We start from the raw sequence: 19,505 nt of genomic DNA, 5'->3' as shown, positions 1-19,505 counted from the left end.
ATTGAGGGAGAGCTTGCGCCCTCCCGCAATGATTTCAGACCTTCCGAGCGGACTCAGTTCTCGAAGCGCTTGCCGACATCCTCGACGGTCTCCTTCGTCACCAGCTGGGCACGTGTGTCGAGGTTGGATGCCGCGATACCGCGATCGATCTCCAGATAGAGCTGCATGACCGGCCAGAAGCCCTGCAAGAAGGGCTGCTGCCCGAGCGCGCCGGTCAGATCGCCGCTCTTCATCGCATCCTGCTGGGCCGGGCCGAGGTCGAAACCGTAGGCGCAGATCTTGCCGGTCAGTCCGGTCTGAGCGACGGCCTTGGCAAGCGCCGGCGTGAACACGTTATTGCCGGCGAACGCGCCAACGACGTCGCCTCGCGATTCGAACAGCGTCACGATGCCGTTCACCGGATCATTCGGATTGGTGTCGATACCAGTGTTCTCCGGACCCGCGTCGACCTTGAAGGCATCAAGCTTGCCGGCATCCTTCAAGCCCTTGACGATGGCGTTGAAAGCCGAAGTGACGCGATTGTTCACCTCGATGTTGCCCATTGCGGTCGACGACGGCAGGACGATCGAACCCTTCTCGATACCCTTGTCCGCGAGACACTTGACGAGCGCCTCGCCGGCGATTGCGGCAGCGGAGGCGTCCTGGCCGGTGTGGCCAATGCTGCTGCGGTTGAGGAGCGTGCCGTCAAAGGAATTGGTCGTAGCGACCGGTATGCCCTTCGCCTCGGCGGCCTTGACGATGTCGTTATAGGCGCCGACCTGGGGCGTTGTCATGATCAGCCCGTCGATCGTCGGATCCTGCACGATCTGGTTCAGGATTTCGATCTCGCGGGCAGGGTCGTCGGTCGGCGATTCCGAGCCGAGCAGCAGGACCTTGGCGCCGATCAGGTTGCCGGCGACGGTCGCGCCGACGTAGACCGGATCGAAGAAACCATTGCCGGCAGTGTGTGTAACGATAGCGAAAGTGAGGTGACCATCGGCCGAATGGAAGTCCTTGGTACCAGGGGCCTCCTTTGCGGCTTCTTCGAAGCTGTAGCCGCCGACCGCCTTATCGACGCCGCCCGATTGTGCGTAGGCGTTCGATACGCCGAGCGATAACGCCGCGGCACCCGCCGCGAGCGAGAAAATACGTTTCATGATTATCCTCCCTTGCAACCAACGGTCGGAAGCCGTTCAGGCGCATTATTCAGGGATTCCGAATGCTTCCTCCCACCCCGTATATTCTGCCCAAAGCTCGCCCACGTAAATAGCGCTCCCACTTTCCCCGACGAATTGGTTCAGAGCGGAAAGCCGGCGTTGCCTCACAAGAAGCGCCCGTTCTGACTTCTTGTAGGAACCGCGAGCTTGCAACCACCTAAAGTTAGTTGGTCACGACGATACGCGTGTTGCGGAAGCCGGCTTGCCGCACCATCGAATAGAAGGCGGCGGCATTGGCGGGGTGCAGCCGCACGCAGCCATGCGACGCGGGGCGCCCGAGAGACTTCACCGCGCCCGTGCCATGGATGGCATAGCCGCCGCGGTAGAACACCGAATGAGGCATGGGCGACATGTCGTATTTGCGCGAATACCACATCCGTGCCGTTCGTTGCGGCCGGTAGCTGCCGCGCGGCGTGATATACCCCTTACGCGCCGTCGATACGCGCCATCGGTAAACCGCCTGACCGTATCTTACAGTCATCGTCTGCGATGACACGTCGATCCTCGCAACCAGCTTGGCTGCGCAGCCCTCGACCGAAGAACCGAACAGCATCGTTACCAGTAACGCTGCCATGAGAACGGTCTTTTTCATGCGGTCAAACCCCTTTGATTGCCCTTGCCCGCCTGCCTTCACGCTATTGTTGATTTTTTAAATGGCAAGTGAGGTAACCACATACTCCTTGACGAATTCGCCAATCCAAAGCAGCGAATTTGAACGATTTCCCGCGATAGTTGCCGCAACAACACGCAGCAGCGGCGCGGTCCGCCAAGAGGCTTGCCAAAGCGCACCGTTGGCTGCTCAATTCGTCGAATGAACGAAATGAACGAACGGCTCCTGAAAGCGGTCGATGATCGGGTCGACGACCTGGTCGCGCTGACCGCGGATCTGATCCGCTTTCCGACAATCAATCCGCCAGGCGAAGCCTATCGGCCATGCGCCGAATACGTCGGAGCGCGGCTGAAGAAACGCGGTTTCGAAGTCGAATTCATCCGCGCCGAAGACACGCCCGGCGACACCGACCGCTACCCGCGCGTCAATGTCGTCGCCCGCGTCGATGGCCGCTCGCCCGGCGCCTGCGTGCATTTCAACTCGCATATCGACGTGGTCGAAGCCGGCGATGGCTGGAGCCTCGATCCCTTCGCCGGCATTGTCAGGGATGGCAAGGTCTATGGCCGCGGCGCCTGCGACATGAAGGGCGGCTTGGCCTCCTCGATCGTCGCCGCCGAGGCCTTCATGGAGGTCTTCCCCGATTTTCCGGGCGCCATCGAAATATCAGGCACGGTCGACGAGGAGTCCGGCGGCTTTGGCGGCGTCGCCCATCTGGCAAAGCTCGGCTATTTTTCCAAGCCGAAGGTCGACCACGTCATCATCCCCGAGCCGTTGAACAAGGACCGAATCTGCCTTGGCCATCGCGGCGTGTGGTGGGCGGAGATCGAGACCAAGGGCGAGATCGCCCACGGCTCGATGCCGTTCCTCGGCGACAACGCGGTGCGCCATATGGGCGCCGTGCTAAGGGCTTTCGAGGAAGAACTGTTCCCGGCGCTCGACCGCAAGATGACGCGAATGCCGGTCGTGCCCGATGGGGCAAAGCGCTCGACCATGAACATCAACTCGATCCACGGCGGCCAGGCCGAGGATTTCCGGCCGGGCCTGCCCTCGCCCAACGTGCCCGATTCCTGCCGGCTGACCATAGACCGCCGCTTCCTGCTGGAGGAGGACCTCGGCACGGTCAAGAGCGAGGTGACTGATATCCTCGACCAGCTGAAGCGCGAGCGCAAGAAATTCGACTACGAGATCCGCGATCTCATGGAGGTGCTGCCGCTGATGACCGAGCGCGATGCACCGGTGGTCAAGGCGGTGGCGCAAGGCATCATGGAGATATTCGACCGCGAGCCCGACTACGTGATTTCACCCGGCACCTACGACCAGAAGCACATTGCCCGCATCGGCCACATCTACGACTGCATCGCCTATGGCCCGGGCATTCTCGACCTCGCCCACAGGCCCGACGAATGGGTAGGGATCTCCGACATGGTCGAATCTGCCAAGGTGATGGCGATTGGGCTGAACATATTGCTCAGGGGCGCCGGCGCACGGTAACCCGGCTGCGACGGAAAGCTTCGAACGCTTGAGCCGGCGGCTAACGGAAAACATTCCCGCCGGCGCTGCCGGAAAGCACGAAACGCAATTTACTCCTTGGCGAAATCACGCTTCTATCCACCGGGTTTTGAGCATTTTTGAGCATACGGGAGCTGCACGATGAAATTGTGGAAAACCATTCTCACCGCTGCGGGCCTGGTGGTGGCCACTGGGGCGTCGGCGTTCGCTGTGCGGACCGATCTGGTCATCGGCATCACGCTCGAACCTCCGCATCTCGACCCGACTGCGGGTGCTGCGGCGGCGATCGACGAAGTGCTTTACGCCAATGTGTTCGAGGGGCTGACCCGCATCGGTCCGAACGGCGAGGTGCTGCCGGATCTCGCCGAAAGCTGGACCATTTCCGACGACGGCAAGGTCTACACCTTCAAGCTGCATACCGGCGTCAAGTTTCACGACGGCACCGACTTCAACGCCGACGACGTGAAATTCTCGCTCGACCGCGCCCGCGCCGACAACTCCGTCAACGCACAAAAGGGCCTGTTCGCCGCCATCGATACGGTCGAGGTCGTCGATCCGGCGACGGTCAAGATCACGCTGAAGAACCCGCAAAGTTCCTTCCTCTACAATATGGGCTGGGGCGACGCGGTCATCGTCGCGCCGGAGACAGCCGACACCAACAAGGAAAAGCCTGTCGGCACCGGCCCGTTCAGGTTCCAGAGCTGGGCCAAGGGCTCGTCGATCACGCTGATCAAGTCCGATACTTACTGGGGCGCCCCGGTGTCCCTCGACAAGGCGGAGTTCCGCATCGTTCCCGATGCCGCCGCCGCGATACCGGCGCTGCTTTCCGGCGACGTCCAGGCCTTTCCCTTCTTCCCCGATCCCGACAGTGTCGCGCAGGTCAAGGACGACCCGCGCTTCAAGGTGGTGATCGGCGCGACCGAGGGTGAAACCATTCTCTCGATCAACAACAAGAAACCGCCTTTCGACAGACTGCAGGTCAGGCAGGCGATTTCGTTTGCGCTCGACCGCAAGGCGATCATCGACGGCGCCTCGGCCGGCCTTGGCGTGCCGATCGGCTCGCACATGTCGCCCGCCAACAAGGCCTATGTCGACCTCACCGGCCTCTATCCGCACAACGTCGAGAGGGCCAGGGAACTGCTGAAGGAAGCCGGTCTGGAGAACGGCTTCAAGGCGACGCTGAAACTGCCGCCGCCCCCCTATGCGCGGCTTGGCGGCGAGATCATCGCGTCGCAACTTCGCGACGTCGGCATCGATCTGCAGATCGTGCCCGTGGAATGGGCGCAGTGGCTGGACCAGGTCTTCACCAAGAAGGATTACGACCTGACCATCGTCTCCCACACCGAGCCCAACGACATCGATATCTATTCGCGCAAGGATTACTACTTCAACTACGACAACCCGACCTTCGACAAGATCATCGCCGATCTGAACCTCACCTCCGATGAGGCCAAGCGCATGACGCTGCTCGGCGAGGCGCAGAAGATACTGGCCGACGATGCCGTGGTCGGCTTCCTGTACGAACTGCCGAAAGCCGGCGTCTGGAACGCCAAGCTCGAGGGTTTTTGGGAAAACGCCCCGATCCAGGCCAACGACCTGACCAAGGTGAAGTGGACGGAGTGAGGCAGCGCAGCGGTCCTCCTCCCATGACCACCTATCTTCTCAATCGTCTTGCCATCGCCGTCATCACGCTGGTTCTGGCCTCGATCGTGGTCTTCGCCGTGCTGGAGATCATTCCCGGTGACCCGGCGCGGCTGATGCTTGGCATGAACGCCAGCGCCGACCAGCTCGAGCTGCTGCGCAACCAGATGGGCCTCAACGCGCCCCTCGCTCTGCGCTATCTGCACTGGGCCGGCGGCTTGCTGAGCCTCGATTTCGGCCGTTCCTACACCTATTCGGTGCCGGTCATCGACCTGGTCCGCGAGCGCGTCGTCGTCTCGCTGCCGCTGGCGCTGATCGCGCTGGCGCTGTCCACCATCATTGCCATTCCGGTCGGGCTGTTTTCCGCCGGCAGGCACGGTCGGGCCGGCGACACGATTGCGATGGGCGCCGCCCAGCTTGGCGTCGCCGTGCCGAACTTCTGGTTTGCGCTGATGCTGATCTACCTGTTTGCGGTTTGGCTGCGGCTGGTGCCGGCCGGCGGTTTTCCGGGTTGGAGCGCCGGCGTCTGGCCGGCGCTGAAATCGCTGGTCCTGCCGGCGATCGCGCTCGCTCTGCCGCAAGCGGCGATCCTCGCCCGCGTCACCCGCTCGGCGCTGATCGAAGTGCTGAACGAGGACTATATCCGCACCGCCCGCGCCAAGGGCTTGCCTTATCGCGCGGTGCTGTGGCGGCACGCGCTGCGCAACGCCATGATCCCGGTGCTCACCATTCTCGGCCTGCAGTTCGCCTTCCTGCTCGCCGGCACCATCATCATCGAGAACGTCTTTTACCTGCCCGGCCTTGGCCGGCTGGTGTTCCAGGCGATCACCCAGCGCGACCTGATCGTCGTCGAAAGCGTCGTCATGCTGCTGGTGGCCGCCGTCATCGCGGTCAACCTGCTTGTCGATCTCTCCTATGCGGTCGTCGATCCGCGCCTGAGAAGCCGCCAATGACGCTGCGCTTCGACATTCCAGAGGAAAATTTTGCCGACATCCTCGTCAAGGCCTTCACCAACCGCTCGTTCCTCGCTGGCTTCGTCATCACCGCGCTGGTGGCAGCGGTCGCCATCGTCTCGTTCTTCTGGACGCCTTTTGACGTCACCAAGCTGATCATCGCCGACAAGACCCAGGCACCCTCGCCGGCGCACTGGTTCGGCACCGACCATTTCGGCCGCGACATCCTGTCGATGATCATGGTCGGCGCCCGCAATTCGATCGCCGTGGCGCTGGTGGCGGTCGGCATCGGCATGGGCATCGGCGTGCCGCTCGGTGCCTTCGCTGCGGCGCGCGGCGGCATCGCCGACGAAGCGGTGATGCGGCTGAACGATCTCGTCTTCGCCTTCCCTGCCCTGCTGTCGGCGATCATGATCACCGCGATCTTCGGGCCGGGCGCGCTCAACGCCATCATCGCCATCGGCATTTTCAACATTCCGGTCTTCGCCCGCGTCGCCCGGGCCGGCGCGCTGGCTATCTGGCCGCGCGACTTCATCCTCGCCGCGCGCGCCGCCGGCAAAGGCAAAACACTGATCACACTGGAACATGTGTTGCCCAACATCGTCACCTTGCTTCTGGTGCAAGGCACCATCCAGTTCGCGCTCGGCATCCTGGCCGAAGCCGGGCTTTCCTATGTCGGGCTCGGCACACAGCCACCGATGCCGAGTTGGGGCCGGATGCTGTTCGATGCGCAGACCCGCATGGTGGCGGCGCCCTGGATGGCAATCTTTCCAGGCATGGCGATCGTCGTCACCGTGCTTGGCCTGAACCTGCTCGGCGACGGTATTGCCGACATCCTCGATCCCCGGTCACGGCGTCAGCGATGAGCCTGCTCGAAATCGAGAACCTTTCGCTGAGCATCGGCGACACGCCGATCCTGAGGGATGTCGAGCTCTTCGTCGCGCCCGGCGAGGTGATGGGGCTGGTCGGCGAATCCGGCTCGGGCAAATCGATCACGGCGCTGACGGTGATGCGGCTTCTCCCCTGGTCGGCGCGCGCCACCGGGCGCGTCGTCTTCGACGGCATCGACATCCTGGCGACCAGCGAAGACCAGATGTGCGCGCTGCGGGGCGACGACATCGGCATGGTGTTCCAGGAGCCGATGACGGCGCTGAACCCGGTCAAGACCATTGGCGAGCAAGTCGCCGAAGGCATCCGCTGGCATACGAAGGCAAGCCGCGCTGACGCCGAGGACCGCGCGCGAAAGATGCTCGACCGGGTCGGCCTGCCCTCAACCAAATTCCCGCTATCGCGCTATCCGCACGAGCTTTCCGGCGGCCAGCGCCAGCGCGTCGTCATCGCCATTGCCTGCGCGCTGAAACCCAAGCTGCTGATCGCCGATGAGCCGACGACGGCACTCGACGTCGTGCTGCAGGCGCAGATCCTCGACCTGTTGCGCGATCTGGTCGCGGAAAATCGCATGGGCCTGCTCCTGATCTCGCACGACCTCGCGGTGGTGACGGAGATGGCGGATCGGATCACCATCCTGCGCCACGGCGAAGTGATGGAGGCCGGCGACACGGCGCGCACCTTGTCCGAACAGCTCCATCCCTACACCCGACAACTGGCGCAGGCCTCGATGCATGTGCCGGCGCGCGCCAGGACACATGAGGTCGGCCAAGACACCCCCCTGCTCCAGGGTGCCAAACCTCTTCTTCAGGTAAACAGCGTGACGCGGGACTATCCGGGACGTCGCCCGTCGCTGCTGAAGCGGGCGGCTCCGATCCGCGCCGTCGACGATGTCTCGTTCTTGATTGATCCCGGCCAGTCGGTGGCGCTGGTCGGGCGTTCCGGCTGCGGTAAGTCCACGCTTGCCCGCATGATCCTGGCGCTGGACGGGCCGACATCGGGAACGATCCGGTTTCGCGGCGAGATCATCACCGGCAAGAGCGAGGCGGAGCTCAAGCCGGCGCGCCGCGACATGCAGGTGGTGTTCCAGGACCCTTACGGCTCTTTCGACCCGCGCCAGAAAGTCGAAAAACTGGTCGCCGAGCCGCTGCATGTCCTGGAGAAGAAGCCGACGAATACGGAGCGGCGCGAGATGGTGGCAAAGGTCCTGCACGAGGTCGGTCTCAGCCCACGCGACATGGACAAATATCCGCACGAATTTTCAGGCGGCCAGCGCCAGCGCCTGTCGATCGCCCGCGCCATCATCACCCGCCCCAAACTTGTCGTCGCCGACGAGCCGGTCTCGGCGCTCGACGTCTCGATCCGTGCCCAGATTCTCGATCTGCTCGCCGAGCTCAACCAGAAACTCGGCGTTGCCTATCTATTCATCACTCACGATCTGACCGTCGCTCGCGCCATCACCGATCAGGTGATGGTGATGTATGACGGCAGGATCGTCGAGCGCGGCAGGACGAGCGAGGTTCTCGACCATCCGCAGTCCGAAGCCGCCAAGGCGCTGGTCGCTGCGGCCCCAGACCTGCACCGCGCGATTGCTCGGCGGTTACAGGAACAGGGGTGAGCCGCCGACCGTTCAGAACGACTTACTCTTCGGCCTTCACCACATCCGTTGGGCTGATGTCGAGCAAGTCGAGCGTGCGGCGCAAAAGCTGCATCTCGGTCCCGGCAAGTTGCGAATCGGCCTTGGCGATCTCGGCCATATGGCGGGCAAGCAGGCTGCGCCTCTCGACGTCGAGGTCACGGAACTGCGCGATGGCTTGCGAGCTGTTGGTCTCGTAGCCGAACTCGTTGAGATATTCGATGACGCTGTCGATGCTGGCTTCCGGAATGCCGAAGGCTTCCCGGCAGATGCGCCTGAAGGCGGCCATTTCACTCTCGCTGACCGTGCCGTCGGCCAGGATCATGCGAAACAGCATCAGCAGTTCCGCCGACAGCACAGGATCGTCCGCAACCTTGCGCACGCCGGGGTCGCCATCGAAGATCGAGCGTATCTGGTCAAGCAATGCGAATGCCATCAGCGTCCCTTTCCGATTCGTTGCGAATAGGTAGCGCGGAATCGGTCTTGCGCAAACGGGTCGGCTGTGGTTCGAACGCGCCATATTTTCCCGCTGGCCGGAACCCCTCCCGCAACCATCCGATGTTCGATTTTTTCACCCAGACCGTCGTTATTCTCGGCGCCGCCGCCTTCGCTGCCGGCTTCGTCGATTCGATTGCCGGCGGCGGCGGCTTGATCACCATTCCAGCACTGCTGCTCGCCGGCTTCTCGCCGGTCGAGGCGCTGGGAACCAACAAGCTGCAGGGCATGTTCGGCTCAGGCTCGGCGACCATCCACTACGCCGCGAAGGGCCATGTCGATTTGCGCCGGCAATTGCCTTCGGCCCTGTTGGCGCTTGCCGGCAGTGCTCTCGGCGCCTTGCTGGCGACATTCGTGCCGGGCGACCTGTTGCGCGCTCTTCTGCCGGTCCTGCTGATCGCCATCGCTCTTTACTTCGCCCTGAAGCCCAACATGGGTGACGTCGACCGCGCCCGGCGCCTGTCGCCGTTCCTGTTCGGGCTGATCCTGGTGCCGATTGTCGGCTTCTATGACGGCCTGTTCGGGCCGGGGGCCGGTTCCTTCTACATGCTGGCCTTCGTCACCCTAGCCGGCTACGGCGTGCTCAAAGCGACGGCGCACACCAAGCTGCTCAACTTCGCCTCCAACATCGGCGGCTTCATCGTCTTCGCTGCTGCCGGGGTCGTCTACTGGAAGATCGGCCTGATGATGGGTATCGCCCAGTTCCTCGGCGCCCGCGTCGGCGCCAGCCTCGCCATCCGCAATGGCGCAAAACTGATCAAGCCGCTGCTGGTGATGGTCTGTCTGGCGCTGGCCATCAAGCTGCTGGCCGATCCGGCGAACCCGCTGCGGACGCTGATTGGTGTGTGAACGGCGCGCCTGATACTATGCGGTTGTACGAATCATGTCGGAGGAGCCACACATGAATCTCAGTGCGCCTACGCAGCTTGTTTTCATCATATCCCTTGTTATCGCCATCATCGGCCTTCTCGCCGCTCTCGGCGTTTTTGCGTTCATTCCCTTGGCCGCGGTGTGGATCGTCCTCATCGCTTATATTGTGCTTGCTGGCGGCTGCTTGGTTCGCGGCGCTTAGGTATTCAAATCTCAGGTAACTCGAAGCGCCCGGCCACAAGGCGGGCGCTTTTGATTTTGGGGGCTGGTCTGTTAGAATCCTTGGGCGGAAGGAAAGCTCATGCCCGCCAAGAGCGAAGACGGCAGCCGATATGAAAATCCCGGCCTCGACCGGTTCGAGATGGTGCGGCGTACGTCCGGCCCTTGCCTCCGGGGCGCGGTCACCGACATCTGCGGCTATCGCGAAACGGCACCGGGCCGTTTCCGCAACGTCGAATATGCATCGCTGACCGTGCCGCTGGTCATCAGCTTTGCCGAACCCTTCGCCATCGGACTCGGCAAGGATCCGGGCGACAACGACCGCTTCGCCAGTTTCGCCGCCGGCCTTTTTGCCGGTCCGGTGGTGATCGAATCCTTCGGTGGCGCCTGCTGCGTCCAGGTCAATTTCACCCCGCTCGGCGCCCGCCGCTTCTTCGGCCTTGCGATGAGCGAACTCACCGACCGCATGGTCGGCCTCGACGATGTGCTCGGACTTGAAGGCATCGCGCTGCGGGAAAGACTTGGCAATGCGCACGGTTGGAGCGCACGCTTTGCCATCGTCGAGACGTTCGTCGCAGCACGGCTGGACAAAGCCCGGGAAACGCAGGCCGAAATCGCTTGGGCCTATGACCGGATCATCGTCTCGGGCGGCCGCATTCGCGTCTCATCGCTCGCCGACAGGCTGGGCTGGAGTCGCAAGCATCTCGCAGGAAAATTCTCCAACGCGATCGGCGTCGGCCCTAAGACGCTGTCGCGCATCGTCCGCTTCAATCGGGCGCTTGGGCTGTCAAGGCAGGACAAATCCGATTGGGCTGATATCGCCGCCGATTGCGGCTATGCCGACCAGGCGCATCTTGTTCGCGAATTCCGCGACCTTGCCGGCGAAACGCCGACGACGCTTTCCGCCCAGGCATAGGTTCTGGAACGCCTCTTGCGACGCCCGACGGGCATGTGCGTGGTAACATTTCTTCAAGACGTGCGAACAGCCTTCGCCCAGACTGGGTTATCGACAATCCAATTGAAGGAGATCGCCATGACAATAAATGTCGAACCGCCCAGGCTCTATCCCACGTTGCGCTACCGCAATGCAGTCAACATGATCGACTGGCTGGGCGAAGCTTTCGGCTTTGCCGTTCATGCCCGCTACGGCGAAGGCGACATTGTCCGTCACGCCGAACTGACTTTTGGCTCCTCGATGATCATGCTGGGCACTGCACGCGACGACAAGTTTGGCCAGATGATCGGTGCACCGGGCCCTGGTGGCGGCAGATCGATCTATGTTGCCGTCGACGATGCTGATGCTGCTTATGCCAGAGCCAAAAAGACCGGCGCCGAAATACTGGAAGAACTGACGGACCGCGATTACGGCAGCCGCGAATTCATCTGCCGCGATCCGGAAGGCAATGTCTGGTCGTTTGGCACCTATTGGCCCAAGGCCACCGAACCCGCCAGCTAACGCGCCAGGCCAAAGATGGCGTCGCAGTCGAGGTGAGTTTCCAACTCGGCTGCGACCTCGTCCAGCGCCCGTTCGACCCCGGCGCGATAGTCGACGCCGCCGCCTTTCACGCCAAGGTTTTCCAGGAATTTCGCCCGAAAAGCGTCGGCGGAAAACAGCCCGTGGAGATAGGTGCCCGATACCTTGCCGTCGGCGGAGATGGCGCCGTCATCGACGCCGTTGATGACGGCGGACGGCCGCAGCGTATCCGGACCGGTGGTGCGGCCGAGATGGATTTCATAGCCCTCGAGCGGCAGGTCGAACTGCACCGAGCGCGCGCTGACATTGCGCACGGTCTTTTCCGGCTCCATCACCGTTTCAACATCGAGCAGGCCAAGCCCTGTGGTCTCGGTCACGCTGCCCTCGATGCCGTCGGGATCGCGCACGACGTGGCCGAGCATCTGGAACCCGCCGCAAATGCCGACGACGTGGCCGCCGCGCTTGCGGTGGGCGGCAAGGTCGCGGTCCCAGCCGTTCTCGCGAAATCTCAGGAGATCGCCGATCGTCGACTTCGAGCCGGGAATGATCACCAGCCCGGCATCTTCGGGGAGGTGCTGACCAGGCGGCACGAATACCACCTCGACCTGCGGTTCGGCCTTGAGCGGGTCGAGGTCGTCGAAATTGGCGATGCGCGAAAGCATCGGCACGGCGACCTTCAGCGCGCGTTTCTCGCCGGTCGCCAGGCGTTCGAGTACCACGGAATCTTCAGATGGCAACCGCGCCGCCGCCTTCAGCCACGGCACGACCCCGAAGCAGCGCCAGCCGGTGAATGTCTCGATCGCCTTGATGCCGTCATCGAACAGCGAGACATCGCCGCGGAACTTGTTGATGAGATAGCCGACGATCATGCGCCGGTCCTCTTCCGGCAGGATCAGATGCGTGCCGGCGACCGAGGCGATGACGCCGCCGCGATCGATGTCGCCGACCAGAATCACCGGCACATTGGCGCGCGTCGCAAAGCCCATATTGGCAATGTCTCGGTTCCTGAGATTGATCTCGGCCGGCGAGCCGGCGCCCTCGACGATGACCAGATCGGCGCCGTCGCCGACCTTTGCCCAGGAGTCCAGCACGGCATCCATCAGCCTGCCCTTCAGCGCCTGGTAGTCGCGTGCCCTCGCCTCCCCTGACACCTTGCCCTGCACCACTACCTGCGCACCGATATCGGTCTGCGGCTTAAGCAGCACCGGGTTCATGTGGATGGAGGGCGCAACGCCACAGGCGATCGCTTGCAGCCATTGGGCGCGGCCGATCTCACCGCCGAGTTTATCGCCCGGAATATCGGCAACGGCGGCGTTGTTCGACATGTTCTGCGGTTTGAACGGCCGCACCTGCAGCCCGCGTTTCCTGGCCGCGCGGCAGAGGCCCGCGACCAGCACTGTTTTGCCGACATCGGAGCCCGTGCCTTGCAGCATGATCGCCTTGGCCATCAGTCCTTGCCCTGTACCGTCGTTCCGGTGATCGTGGATTTTGCCGCCAGCGGCCCGCCACGCCAGATGTAGAGCGCCAGTAGCGGCTCCTTGCCGGTGCGCATGGCGTGGCTGACATCAGAGGCGTGGTGGATCACCTCACCCGCCTCGCGCGTGCGAAAACCGCCTTCGCCCATGCGCCATTCGGTGCCGCCGGTCAACGGAATGTAGATCTCCTCGGCGACATGATGATGGTCGGGATAAACGACATCAGGTCCAAGGATCAGCAGCCCGGCCGCGATCTCGTCGTTGACGAAATGGCCGCGCGTGCCGAATACCTCCAGCCAGCCGTAATTGTCGATGAAAGTCTTGCCGAAATCCGCCTCGCTGTAGGTCTGCCCCCAGCGCAGTTCGCCGCGACGCTCCGCAAGCAGCCGCGCCAGCGGGTTGGCGTTTGCCGGAGCGAGCTCGGCGATACGGTCGAGCTGGCGCAGGCAGGCGAGCGGATGCGGCTCGAGCCGACGCGCCGGCATGGCCCAGCCGATCCGGGCCACGGCATCGCGCACCAGCGTATCATCGAACCTTTCGAGATAGGCATGGAAACACTCGAGCAGTTCATCGAAATCTGTCATCACGCCTTGCTCCACACACGCATTCGCGCACGGCGCCCCCAGATGGTTGGATGCAGACGGTCAGCTTGCGCGGCGGCATCATTGGTCTAGATTGAACCGCGCGCAAAGCCAAAAACGACAGGCCAGCCGGCCGACAACATCAGGGAGCACGCCATGGACGCCGCTGTCGATGCGGGCACCAGCCAGTTCGAACTCAACGAGGACCAGCGCGCCATCCAAGAGATGGCCGAGGCCTTCGCCGCCGACCGCGTCGCGCCGAACGCGCTCGACTGGGACCGCAACAAGCATTTTCCGGCAGACGTGATCCGCGAGACAGGCCCGCTCGGTCTCGGCGGCATCTATATCAGCGACGATGTCGGCGGCTCGGCGCTCGGTCGGCTCGACGCCGTGCTGATCTTCGAGGCGCTTTCGCGCGCCGATCCGGCTTTTTCCTCCTTCATCTCGATCCACAACATGGTGGCCTCGATGATCGACCGCTTCGGCAGTGACGAGCAGCGCCAACGCTTCCTGCCGAAGCTGACTTCGATGGAATGGCTGGCCAGCTATTGCCTGACCGAGCCAGGCTCGGGATCGGATGCTGCGGCGCTGAAGACGCGCGCGGTGAAAAGCGGCGGCGACTATGTGCTGAACGGCGTCAAGCAGTTCATCTCAGGCGCCGGTGACAGCGACCTCTATATCGTCATAGCGCGCACCGGCGCCGACGGGCCGAAGGGCATTTCCACCTTCGTCGTGCCGAAGGATGCGTCCGGCCTGTCTTTTGGCGCCAACGAGCACAAGATGGGCTGGCACATGCAGTCGACGCGCCAGGTCATCTTCGAGGACTGCAAGGTGCCGGCGCAAAACCTGCTCTCAGTCGAAGGCGCCGGCTTCGGCATCGCCATGGCCGGACTCGACGGCGGCCGGCTCAACATCGCCGCCTGTTCGCTGGGCGGCGCGCAATCGGCGTTCGACAAGGCACTGGCCTACACCGCGGAGCGTAAGGCCTTCGGCTCCAAGATCAACCAGTTCCAGGCGCTGCAGTTCAAGCTCGCCGACATGGAGACCGAGCTGCAGGCGGCTCGGATCTTCCTCTACGCCGCCGCCTCGAAGCTCGACCGCAAAGCTCCCGATGCCTCGAAATGGTCGGCGATGGCCAAGCGCTTCGTCACCGACATCGGCTTCAATGTCGCCAACGACGCGCTGCAACTGCATGGCGGCTACGGCTATTTGCACGACTACGGCATCGAGAAGCTGGTCCGCGATTTGCGCGTTCACCAGATTCTCGAAGGCACCAACGAGATCATGCGCGTCATCATCGCACGCGCCCTGATCGGCCGCTGACGGCAAAACCGGGAGAAAACGATGACCACCATCGCCTTCATCGGCCTCGGCAATATGGGCAACCCGATGGCCGCCAATCTCGTCAAGGCTGGATATGCCGTGCACGGCTTCGACCTGATGCCGGAGAATCTCGTCATCGCCAAGGAGCATGGCGTCGTCGTCATGGCCAATGCCGTTGCCGCAGTGAAGGAGGCCGATGTGGTCATCACCATGCTGCCGGCCGGCAGGCATGTCCTGTCGGTCTATGAGGACATCGCGCCCAAGGCGAAAAAAGGCTCGCTGTTCATCGATTCCTCGACCATCGACGTCGAATCGGCACGAAAAGCCCACGCCATTGCCGCCAAACATAAGCTGCTGTCGATCGACGCGCCGGTTTCCGGCGGCACCGGCGGCGCCGCAGCCGGCACGCTGACCTTCATGGCCGGTGGCTCGAAGAACGCATTCGACAAGGCCGAACCCATCCTGAAGCCGATGGCCGGCCGCATCGTCCATTGCGGCGATGACGGCGCCGGACAGGCGGCAAAGATCTGCAACAACATGATCCTCGGCATTTCGATGATCGGCGTCGCCGAAGCCTTCGTTCTGGCGGAAAAGCTCGGCCTGTCGCATCAGGCGCTGTTCGACGTCGCCTCGAACTCGTCGGGCCAGTGCTGGTCGCTGACCACCTATTGCCCGGTGCCCGGTCCGGTGCCGACATCGCCGGCCAACAATGGCTACAGGCCGGGATTTGCCGCAGCACTGATGCTGAAGGACCTGAAACTGTCGCAGGAAGCCGCGCAAAGCGCCGGTGCGGTGACGCCGCTGGGCGCCGAGGCCGCCCAGCTTTATGCGCTGTTCAACGCCCAGGGAGATGCCGGTGCCGATTTTTCCGGCATCATAAATTTCCTGCGCGGTACCCCGGCGTAACGCATGTCGCCCAAGAGCTTGCGCTCGGGCTTGACCGTCCCTTCAGACGCGACGCGCTTAAGCCTCGAACTCGACGGGCTTTTCCGTTCCCGGCAAAGAGAAACATCGGAAATTTAGATTTGCTTAAACTATCGATAACCACCCGGTAACGATGTCCCTGTAGAACGGAGTGCGAGGCGGCATATCGCATCCGCCCGGCGCTCCGGATCAGGTCTCGCGTACCGGAGCCCGTAAGTTTCGCAAGTGTTCTGTTGGCGAAGCGCCATGCGTATCTGGCAAAGCCGCGTTCCCGATGGAGCGCGGTTTTTGCGTTTCGGAACGGCACCGCGCAAGAGCTGGCACAGATGTGGAAAGGGCCGCTGATCCGGCCCTTCGATGGTGCAAGTCATGACCCTGTACGGCCAATTGGGGAGAGGACTATGCGAGCCTCTTCTCAAGTTGCTCCACCCAATCGAGTTGCGACCAGTTTGCCGTCCATCATCATGGGGATGATTGCCAGCTTTTTTTCTTCCAGGAATTCCAGATCGGCGCTGCCTTGATTGAGGTCCATCAGCTGCTCGACTTTTCCATCCGGATGAATGCGAAAGAGCGCCCCTGCGACCCAGTCCGTAACAAGCCAATTTCCTGCTCCGTCCGATTCTAGACCATCTAGATTTCCAACAGGCTCGCCGGACCCGATGTCAGAGATAGCCTTCGTGTTCAGGTCGATCGCGATCAGATGGCCGGGTGTCTTGGACGAAAAATCCGGCTGGATATCGCGACCCCAGCCGGCGACGAGGAGGCGACCATCTTCGACGCGCAGACCGTTCGGATGCAGGAGATCCTCGCTCTCCAGCCAGACGGTGAGAGCATCATTGTCCAGAACATAAATCCTGTTCGCCAGCATGTCGGAAACAAAGATGCGACCCGCCTCGTCGACTGCGGGGTCATTGAGGAACTGAGCGCCTTCTGCGGGCCACGTTCCGGTGATCTGACCGCTCTCGACGTTGACGGCCATAAGTCGATCGATGTCGGTGACGAAAAGCGTATCGCCTTGCATCACCAATCCCTTGGGCGCATTAAACCCGGTCACCCAATCGGCTGCCTGCAACTTTCCGTCAGGCGAAACTTTCGAAAGGTATCCGACCCCATCCTTGCCGGCGGGCTCGCCAACAATGTTGGAAACGTAGAAGACGTTCCGCTTGGTATCGAAAAGTACGCTCTCGGGGGCCTTTAAGCCGTCAAGCGACCAGACCTCCTCCGCTGTCGCGGGTGACCCTGCCACTCCTAGTAGTAGAATAGAAAATAGAACTGATTGAATCCTGATCATGATAACCTCCCTATGTTGTTTTTTGACCTATTATGTAAAGCGCAACCGCAAATTGCGCAGGCGATCTTGAAAACCTTACGGTTGAGGCTTCGATTGCTCTGACAAGTTCGTTTGCTAACCAATTTCTGCTTAGCCTCGCCAACTTTACAATTCCCCAGATGAATGGCAGTTCCAACGTCAACTGTTCTTGGAGCCGTACTGCGGATGAAAAGCACTCCGCACATCCCGTGACGCTGTACTTGGGCGGCGCGCGAGAGGCTGGTGTTCGAAAACGACGCCTAAGCGAGTCTAATCGAAACACCAGCCTGTCGCCTTTGCGCGGACGGCCGATGCGGTCCGCCGAAGGCATCATCGGCTCGAGGCTCGGATCGTCGATATTGCCGAAATTGGGCAAGCCATACCGTACGGCCAGGGATGTGCAGGTGCTGCCCCCTTAATCAATTTCATTCCGAGCTGCCCTTCACACAGTCTGGATGGGCTCTACCTACAGCTTGATTCCAAATACTGGAGGACAGCACGATGAAGCACGTTCTCGCATTTGCACTCTTCATCGGCGCCGGATCGCTGTTTGCCACGGCAGCCTGTGCCGAGCCGCCGGACCATGCCCGCAACGATGACGCAAAGCTCCATCCCGCTCATCAAGGGCACCTGTCGAGCGGCCGCGAATACCCAGGAAGACCTGCCACTGAGTTCCACGAGAGCTTAGAGGCGGAAGGAGAGTCGAGCTTTCCGACCGGTCCGGGTGGGTGGGCCGAGCAACAGAGCGACGGCGCTAACGCCCAGCGTAGCAGCACCGACGCTACGGCCGACAACTAGGGCAGGTAAACACAGGTCCTGACGAACAAGGTAAATCGCGGCGATGGACGAAGCGATCGCCTCGTAGCAGCCCTTGGTGAGCGGCTCCTCCAAGGTGTAGGAGACCTGCCGCGCTCACGACCGATCCTCGCCCTGGCGAGATCTTCGGCAGAATGCGGTATTCAAACACCGGGCGTCCGACTGCAGAACGCCCGGCAATCGTTCTATCTTACTGCTTTCGCAAATCCGCTTGCGCCAGATCAAGCGCCTTGGCGATGCGGTCGCAGGCCATGTCGATCGTCTCACGCGTCCAGATCAGCGGCGGAGACAGGATCATCGTATCGCCGGTGGCGCGCAGCATCATGCCCTGGGCAATTGCGTGGTCGCGGACAAGCACGGCCGCGCTTCCGGCCGGCAGGAAGCGCTCCTTGGTCGCCTTGTCCCTAACGATTTCGATTCCCCCCATCAGCCCGATCGAGCGCACTTCGCCGACCAGATCGTGACCGCCAATGTGCTCCTGAAGCGCCTTGGCGAAATATGGTCCGGTGTCGTTCTTGACCCGATCGACCAGACCTTCACGCTCCATGATCTCGAGGTTCTTCAGTGCCACGGCGCAGGCCACAGGGTGCCCGGAGTAAGTGTAACCGTGGTTGAACTCGCCGCCCTTCTCGACCAGCGTCGCCGCGACGCGGTCGCCGACCAGCAGGGCTGACAGCGGCTGATAGCCGGAGGTCAGCGCCTTGGCGGTGGTGATGGTATCGGGCTCGATGCCGAAGGTCTGAGCCGCGAACCACTCGCCCGTTCGACCATAGCCGGTGATGACTTCGTCCAGCATCAGGAGGACATCGTATTTGTGGCAGATGCGCTGCACTTCCGGCCAATAGCTCATCGGCGGTATCTTCACGCCGCCTGCCCCCATCACCGGCTCGCCGATGAAGGCGGCGACCCTGTCGGCGCCGGCCTCGAGGATGGCGTCCTCGACGGCCTTGGCCGCGCGCAGGCCGAAATCATGGTCGCTTTCGCCGGGCAGAGCCAGCTCGTAGGCATAAGGCATCATCACATGGACAATGTTGGGAACCGCGCCGTTGAGCTGCTTGTGCATCGGCTCCATGCCGCCCAGCGACGCGCCGGCGATGGTCGAGCCGTGATAGGCCGTCTTGCGCGAGATGATGCGGTTCTTCTCCGGCTTGCCTTCCAACGCCCAATAATGGCGGACAAGGCGCAGCGCCGTGTCGTTGGCTTCCGAACCGGACGAGCCGTAGATGACCTGATTGACGTGCTTCGGCGCCAGTTCCGCCAGCTTTTTGGCCAGCAGCACCGGCGTCGGAGTCGAGCATTTGAAGAAGGAATTGTAGTAGGGTAGTTCCTTCATCTGGGCGTAAGCTGCGTCGGCCAGTTCATCGCGGCCGTAACCGACATTAACGCACCACAGCCCGGCCATGCCGTCGAGGATTTCCGTCCCTTCGGAATCGTAGATGAACGGCCCGTTGGCGTGGGTGATGATGCGTGAGCCGGCCTCGCGCATCTCCTTGTGATCGGTGAACGGATGAAGGTGATGCGCAGCATCGATCTGCTGGAGCTGCTTCAGCGAGTAATTCTGGTAAGTCATGTCTGATCTTTCCTCT

General features: G+C 62.3%; 19 protein-coding genes. 12 read left to right on the top strand and 7 right to left on the bottom strand.

Annotation, left to right across the window (positions count from 1 at the left end):
* Nucleotides 1–53 precede the first annotated feature (53 nt).
* Both ACWTU8_RS06595 and ACWTU8_RS06590 read right to left on the bottom strand, forming a co-directional pair.
* Nucleotides 54–1,136, bottom strand: a complete 1,083-nt coding sequence (locus ACWTU8_RS06595) for a substrate-binding domain-containing protein (protein WP_455847484.1) — start codon at nucleotides 1,134–1,136, stop codon at nucleotides 54–56.
* 223 nt (nucleotides 1,137–1,359) lie between these two features.
* A complete protein-coding gene (locus ACWTU8_RS06590; protein ID WP_455847483.1) occupies nucleotides 1,360–1,788 on the bottom strand; it encodes a L,D-transpeptidase in 429 nt (142 codons plus the stop codon).
* Between the two features lie 228 nt (nucleotides 1,789–2,016).
* Between ACWTU8_RS06590 and ACWTU8_RS06585 the strand changes: the two genes are divergently transcribed.
* The 5 genes from ACWTU8_RS06585 to ACWTU8_RS06565 all read left to right on the top strand — a co-directional run bounded on the left by ACWTU8_RS06585 (nucleotide 2,017) and on the right by ACWTU8_RS06565 (nucleotide 8,415).
* The gene (locus tag ACWTU8_RS06585; protein WP_455847482.1) at nucleotides 2,017–3,297 is read left to right on the top strand and encodes an acetylornithine deacetylase/succinyl-diaminopimelate desuccinylase family protein; all 1,281 of its coding nucleotides are present in this window, start codon (nucleotides 2,017–2,019) and stop codon (nucleotides 3,295–3,297) included.
* Nucleotides 3,298–3,456: 159 nt separating this feature from the next.
* Nucleotides 3,457–4,938 (top strand): ABC transporter substrate-binding protein, encoded by a 1,482-nt coding sequence (locus ACWTU8_RS06580; RefSeq protein ID WP_455847481.1) that lies wholly within the window; start codon nucleotides 3,457–3,459, stop codon nucleotides 4,936–4,938.
* 23 nt (nucleotides 4,939–4,961) lie between these two features.
* Entirely contained in the window at nucleotides 4,962–5,909 is a 948-nt protein-coding gene (locus ACWTU8_RS06575; protein WP_455847480.1) for an ABC transporter permease, read from the top strand.
* On the top strand, nucleotides 5,906–6,775 hold the full coding sequence (locus ACWTU8_RS06570; protein ID WP_095521956.1) for an ABC transporter permease: 870 nt from the start codon (nucleotides 5,906–5,908) through the stop codon (nucleotides 6,773–6,775). The genes ACWTU8_RS06575 and ACWTU8_RS06570 overlap by 4 nt, the downstream gene beginning before the upstream one ends.
* A complete protein-coding gene (locus ACWTU8_RS06565) occupies nucleotides 6,772–8,415 on the top strand; it encodes an ABC transporter ATP-binding protein (protein WP_455847479.1) in 1,644 nt (547 codons plus the stop codon). The genes ACWTU8_RS06570 and ACWTU8_RS06565 overlap by 4 nt, the downstream gene beginning before the upstream one ends.
* 22 nt (nucleotides 8,416–8,437) lie before the next feature.
* Here ACWTU8_RS06565 and ACWTU8_RS06560 read toward each other — a convergent pair whose 3' ends face one another.
* The gene (locus ACWTU8_RS06560; protein WP_455847478.1) at nucleotides 8,438–8,869 is read right to left on the bottom strand and encodes a TerB family tellurite resistance protein; all 432 of its coding nucleotides are present in this window, start codon (nucleotides 8,867–8,869) and stop codon (nucleotides 8,438–8,440) included.
* Between the two features lie 122 nt (nucleotides 8,870–8,991).
* On the opposite strand from ACWTU8_RS06560, the gene ACWTU8_RS06555 reads away from it, so the two are divergent.
* The 4 genes from ACWTU8_RS06555 to ACWTU8_RS06540 all read left to right on the top strand — a co-directional run bounded on the left by ACWTU8_RS06555 (nucleotide 8,992) and on the right by ACWTU8_RS06540 (nucleotide 11,473).
* Nucleotides 8,992–9,777, top strand: coding sequence for a TSUP family transporter (locus tag ACWTU8_RS06555; RefSeq protein ID WP_455847477.1), 786 nt, complete (start codon nucleotides 8,992–8,994; stop codon nucleotides 9,775–9,777).
* Nucleotides 9,778–9,829: 52 nt separating this feature from the next.
* Entirely contained in the window at nucleotides 9,830–10,000 is a 171-nt protein-coding gene (locus ACWTU8_RS06550; protein ID WP_084831397.1) for a hypothetical protein, read from the top strand.
* Nucleotides 10,001–10,099: 99 nt separating this feature from the next.
* A complete protein-coding gene (locus tag ACWTU8_RS06545) occupies nucleotides 10,100–10,933 on the top strand; it encodes a helix-turn-helix domain-containing protein (RefSeq protein WP_455847476.1) in 834 nt (277 codons plus the stop codon).
* 117 nt (nucleotides 10,934–11,050) lie between these two features.
* Nucleotides 11,051–11,473: a VOC family protein gene (locus ACWTU8_RS06540; RefSeq protein WP_455847475.1), complete on the top strand. Its 423-nt coding sequence runs from the start codon at nucleotides 11,051–11,053 to the stop codon at nucleotides 11,471–11,473.
* Here ACWTU8_RS06540 and ACWTU8_RS06535 read toward each other — a convergent pair.
* Together ACWTU8_RS06535 and ACWTU8_RS06530 are read right to left on the bottom strand one after the other, a co-directional pair.
* Entirely contained in the window at nucleotides 11,470–12,939 is a 1,470-nt protein-coding gene (locus tag ACWTU8_RS06535; protein WP_455847474.1) for a cobyric acid synthase, read from the bottom strand. The two genes, ACWTU8_RS06540 and ACWTU8_RS06535, sit on opposite strands and share 4 nt — an antisense overlap.
* Nucleotides 12,939–13,553 carry a dimethylsulfonioproprionate lyase family protein gene (locus ACWTU8_RS06530; RefSeq protein WP_455847473.1) on the bottom strand — a complete coding sequence of 205 codons (615 nt, stop codon included), beginning with the start codon at nucleotides 13,551–13,553 and terminating at the stop codon, nucleotides 12,939–12,941. The genes ACWTU8_RS06535 and ACWTU8_RS06530 overlap by 1 nt, the downstream gene beginning before the upstream one ends.
* Nucleotides 13,554–13,703: 150 nt before the next feature.
* Between ACWTU8_RS06530 and ACWTU8_RS06525 the strand changes: the two genes are divergently transcribed.
* Nucleotides 13,704–14,870, top strand: coding sequence for an isobutyryl-CoA dehydrogenase (locus ACWTU8_RS06525; protein ID WP_455847472.1), 1,167 nt, complete (start codon nucleotides 13,704–13,706; stop codon nucleotides 14,868–14,870).
* Nucleotides 14,871–14,891: 21 nt separating this feature from the next.
* A complete protein-coding gene (gene mmsB / locus ACWTU8_RS06520) occupies nucleotides 14,892–15,776 on the top strand; it encodes a 3-hydroxyisobutyrate dehydrogenase (protein WP_455847471.1) in 885 nt (294 codons plus the stop codon).
* A gap of 433 nt (nucleotides 15,777–16,209) precedes the next feature.
* Here mmsB and ACWTU8_RS06515 read toward each other — a convergent pair whose 3' ends face one another.
* A complete protein-coding gene (locus ACWTU8_RS06515) occupies nucleotides 16,210–17,085 on the bottom strand; it encodes an SMP-30/gluconolactonase/LRE family protein (RefSeq protein WP_455847470.1) in 876 nt (291 codons plus the stop codon).
* A 519-nt stretch (nucleotides 17,086–17,604) separates the two neighbouring features.
* Here ACWTU8_RS06515 and ACWTU8_RS06510 point away from each other — a divergent pair.
* Nucleotides 17,605–17,901 (top strand): hypothetical protein, encoded by a 297-nt coding sequence (locus ACWTU8_RS06510; protein ID WP_455847469.1) that lies wholly within the window; start codon nucleotides 17,605–17,607, stop codon nucleotides 17,899–17,901.
* Between the two features lie 208 nt (nucleotides 17,902–18,109).
* Here the strand turns inward: ACWTU8_RS06510 and ACWTU8_RS06505 are convergent, their stop codons facing one another.
* Complete coding sequence (locus ACWTU8_RS06505) at nucleotides 18,110–19,489, bottom strand: aspartate aminotransferase family protein (RefSeq protein ID WP_455847468.1); 1,380 nt, start codon at nucleotides 19,487–19,489, stop codon at nucleotides 18,110–18,112.
* Nucleotides 19,490–19,505: the final 16 nt, after the last annotated feature.

This window comes from Mesorhizobium sp. BHbdii (assembly GCF_053848045.1).
This window is presented reverse-complemented; position numbering and strand designations above follow the sequence as displayed.

Coding starts and splice junctions, on each gene's coding strand:
- ACWTU8_RS06525 (WP_455847472.1), top strand. CDS start 13,704: ATGGACGCCGCTGTCGATGCGGGCACCAGCCAGTTCGAACTCAACGAG.
- ACWTU8_RS06580 (WP_455847481.1), top strand. CDS start 3,457: ATGAAATTGTGGAAAACCATTCTCACCGCTGCGGGCCTGGTGGTGGCC.
- ACWTU8_RS06555 (WP_455847477.1), top strand. CDS start 8,992: ATGTTCGATTTTTTCACCCAGACCGTCGTTATTCTCGGCGCCGCCGCC.
- ACWTU8_RS06560 (WP_455847478.1), bottom strand. CDS start 8,869: ATGGCATTCGCATTGCTTGACCAGATACGCTCGATCTTCGATGGCGAC.
- ACWTU8_RS06575 (WP_455847480.1), top strand. CDS start 4,962: ATGACCACCTATCTTCTCAATCGTCTTGCCATCGCCGTCATCACGCTG.
- ACWTU8_RS06585 (WP_455847482.1), top strand. CDS start 2,017: ATGAACGAACGGCTCCTGAAAGCGGTCGATGATCGGGTCGACGACCTG.
- mmsB (WP_455847471.1), top strand. CDS start 14,892: ATGACCACCATCGCCTTCATCGGCCTCGGCAATATGGGCAACCCGATG.
- ACWTU8_RS06505 (WP_455847468.1), bottom strand. CDS start 19,489: ATGACTTACCAGAATTACTCGCTGAAGCAGCTCCAGCAGATCGATGCT.
- ACWTU8_RS06510 (WP_455847469.1), top strand. CDS start 17,605: ATGAAGCACGTTCTCGCATTTGCACTCTTCATCGGCGCCGGATCGCTG.
- ACWTU8_RS06535 (WP_455847474.1), bottom strand. CDS start 12,939: ATGGCCAAGGCGATCATGCTGCAAGGCACGGGCTCCGATGTCGGCAAA.
- ACWTU8_RS06545 (WP_455847476.1), top strand. CDS start 10,100: ATGCCCGCCAAGAGCGAAGACGGCAGCCGATATGAAAATCCCGGCCTC.
- ACWTU8_RS06570 (WP_095521956.1), top strand. CDS start 5,906: ATGACGCTGCGCTTCGACATTCCAGAGGAAAATTTTGCCGACATCCTC.
- ACWTU8_RS06565 (WP_455847479.1), top strand. CDS start 6,772: ATGAGCCTGCTCGAAATCGAGAACCTTTCGCTGAGCATCGGCGACACG.
- ACWTU8_RS06595 (WP_455847484.1), bottom strand. CDS start 1,136: ATGAAACGTATTTTCTCGCTCGCGGCGGGTGCCGCGGCGTTATCGCTC.
- ACWTU8_RS06540 (WP_455847475.1), top strand. CDS start 11,051: ATGACAATAAATGTCGAACCGCCCAGGCTCTATCCCACGTTGCGCTAC.
- ACWTU8_RS06515 (WP_455847470.1), bottom strand. CDS start 17,085: ATGATCAGGATTCAATCAGTTCTATTTTCTATTCTACTACTAGGAGTG.
- ACWTU8_RS06590 (WP_455847483.1), bottom strand. CDS start 1,788: ATGAAAAAGACCGTTCTCATGGCAGCGTTACTGGTAACGATGCTGTTC.
- ACWTU8_RS06550 (WP_084831397.1), top strand. CDS start 9,830: ATGAATCTCAGTGCGCCTACGCAGCTTGTTTTCATCATATCCCTTGTT.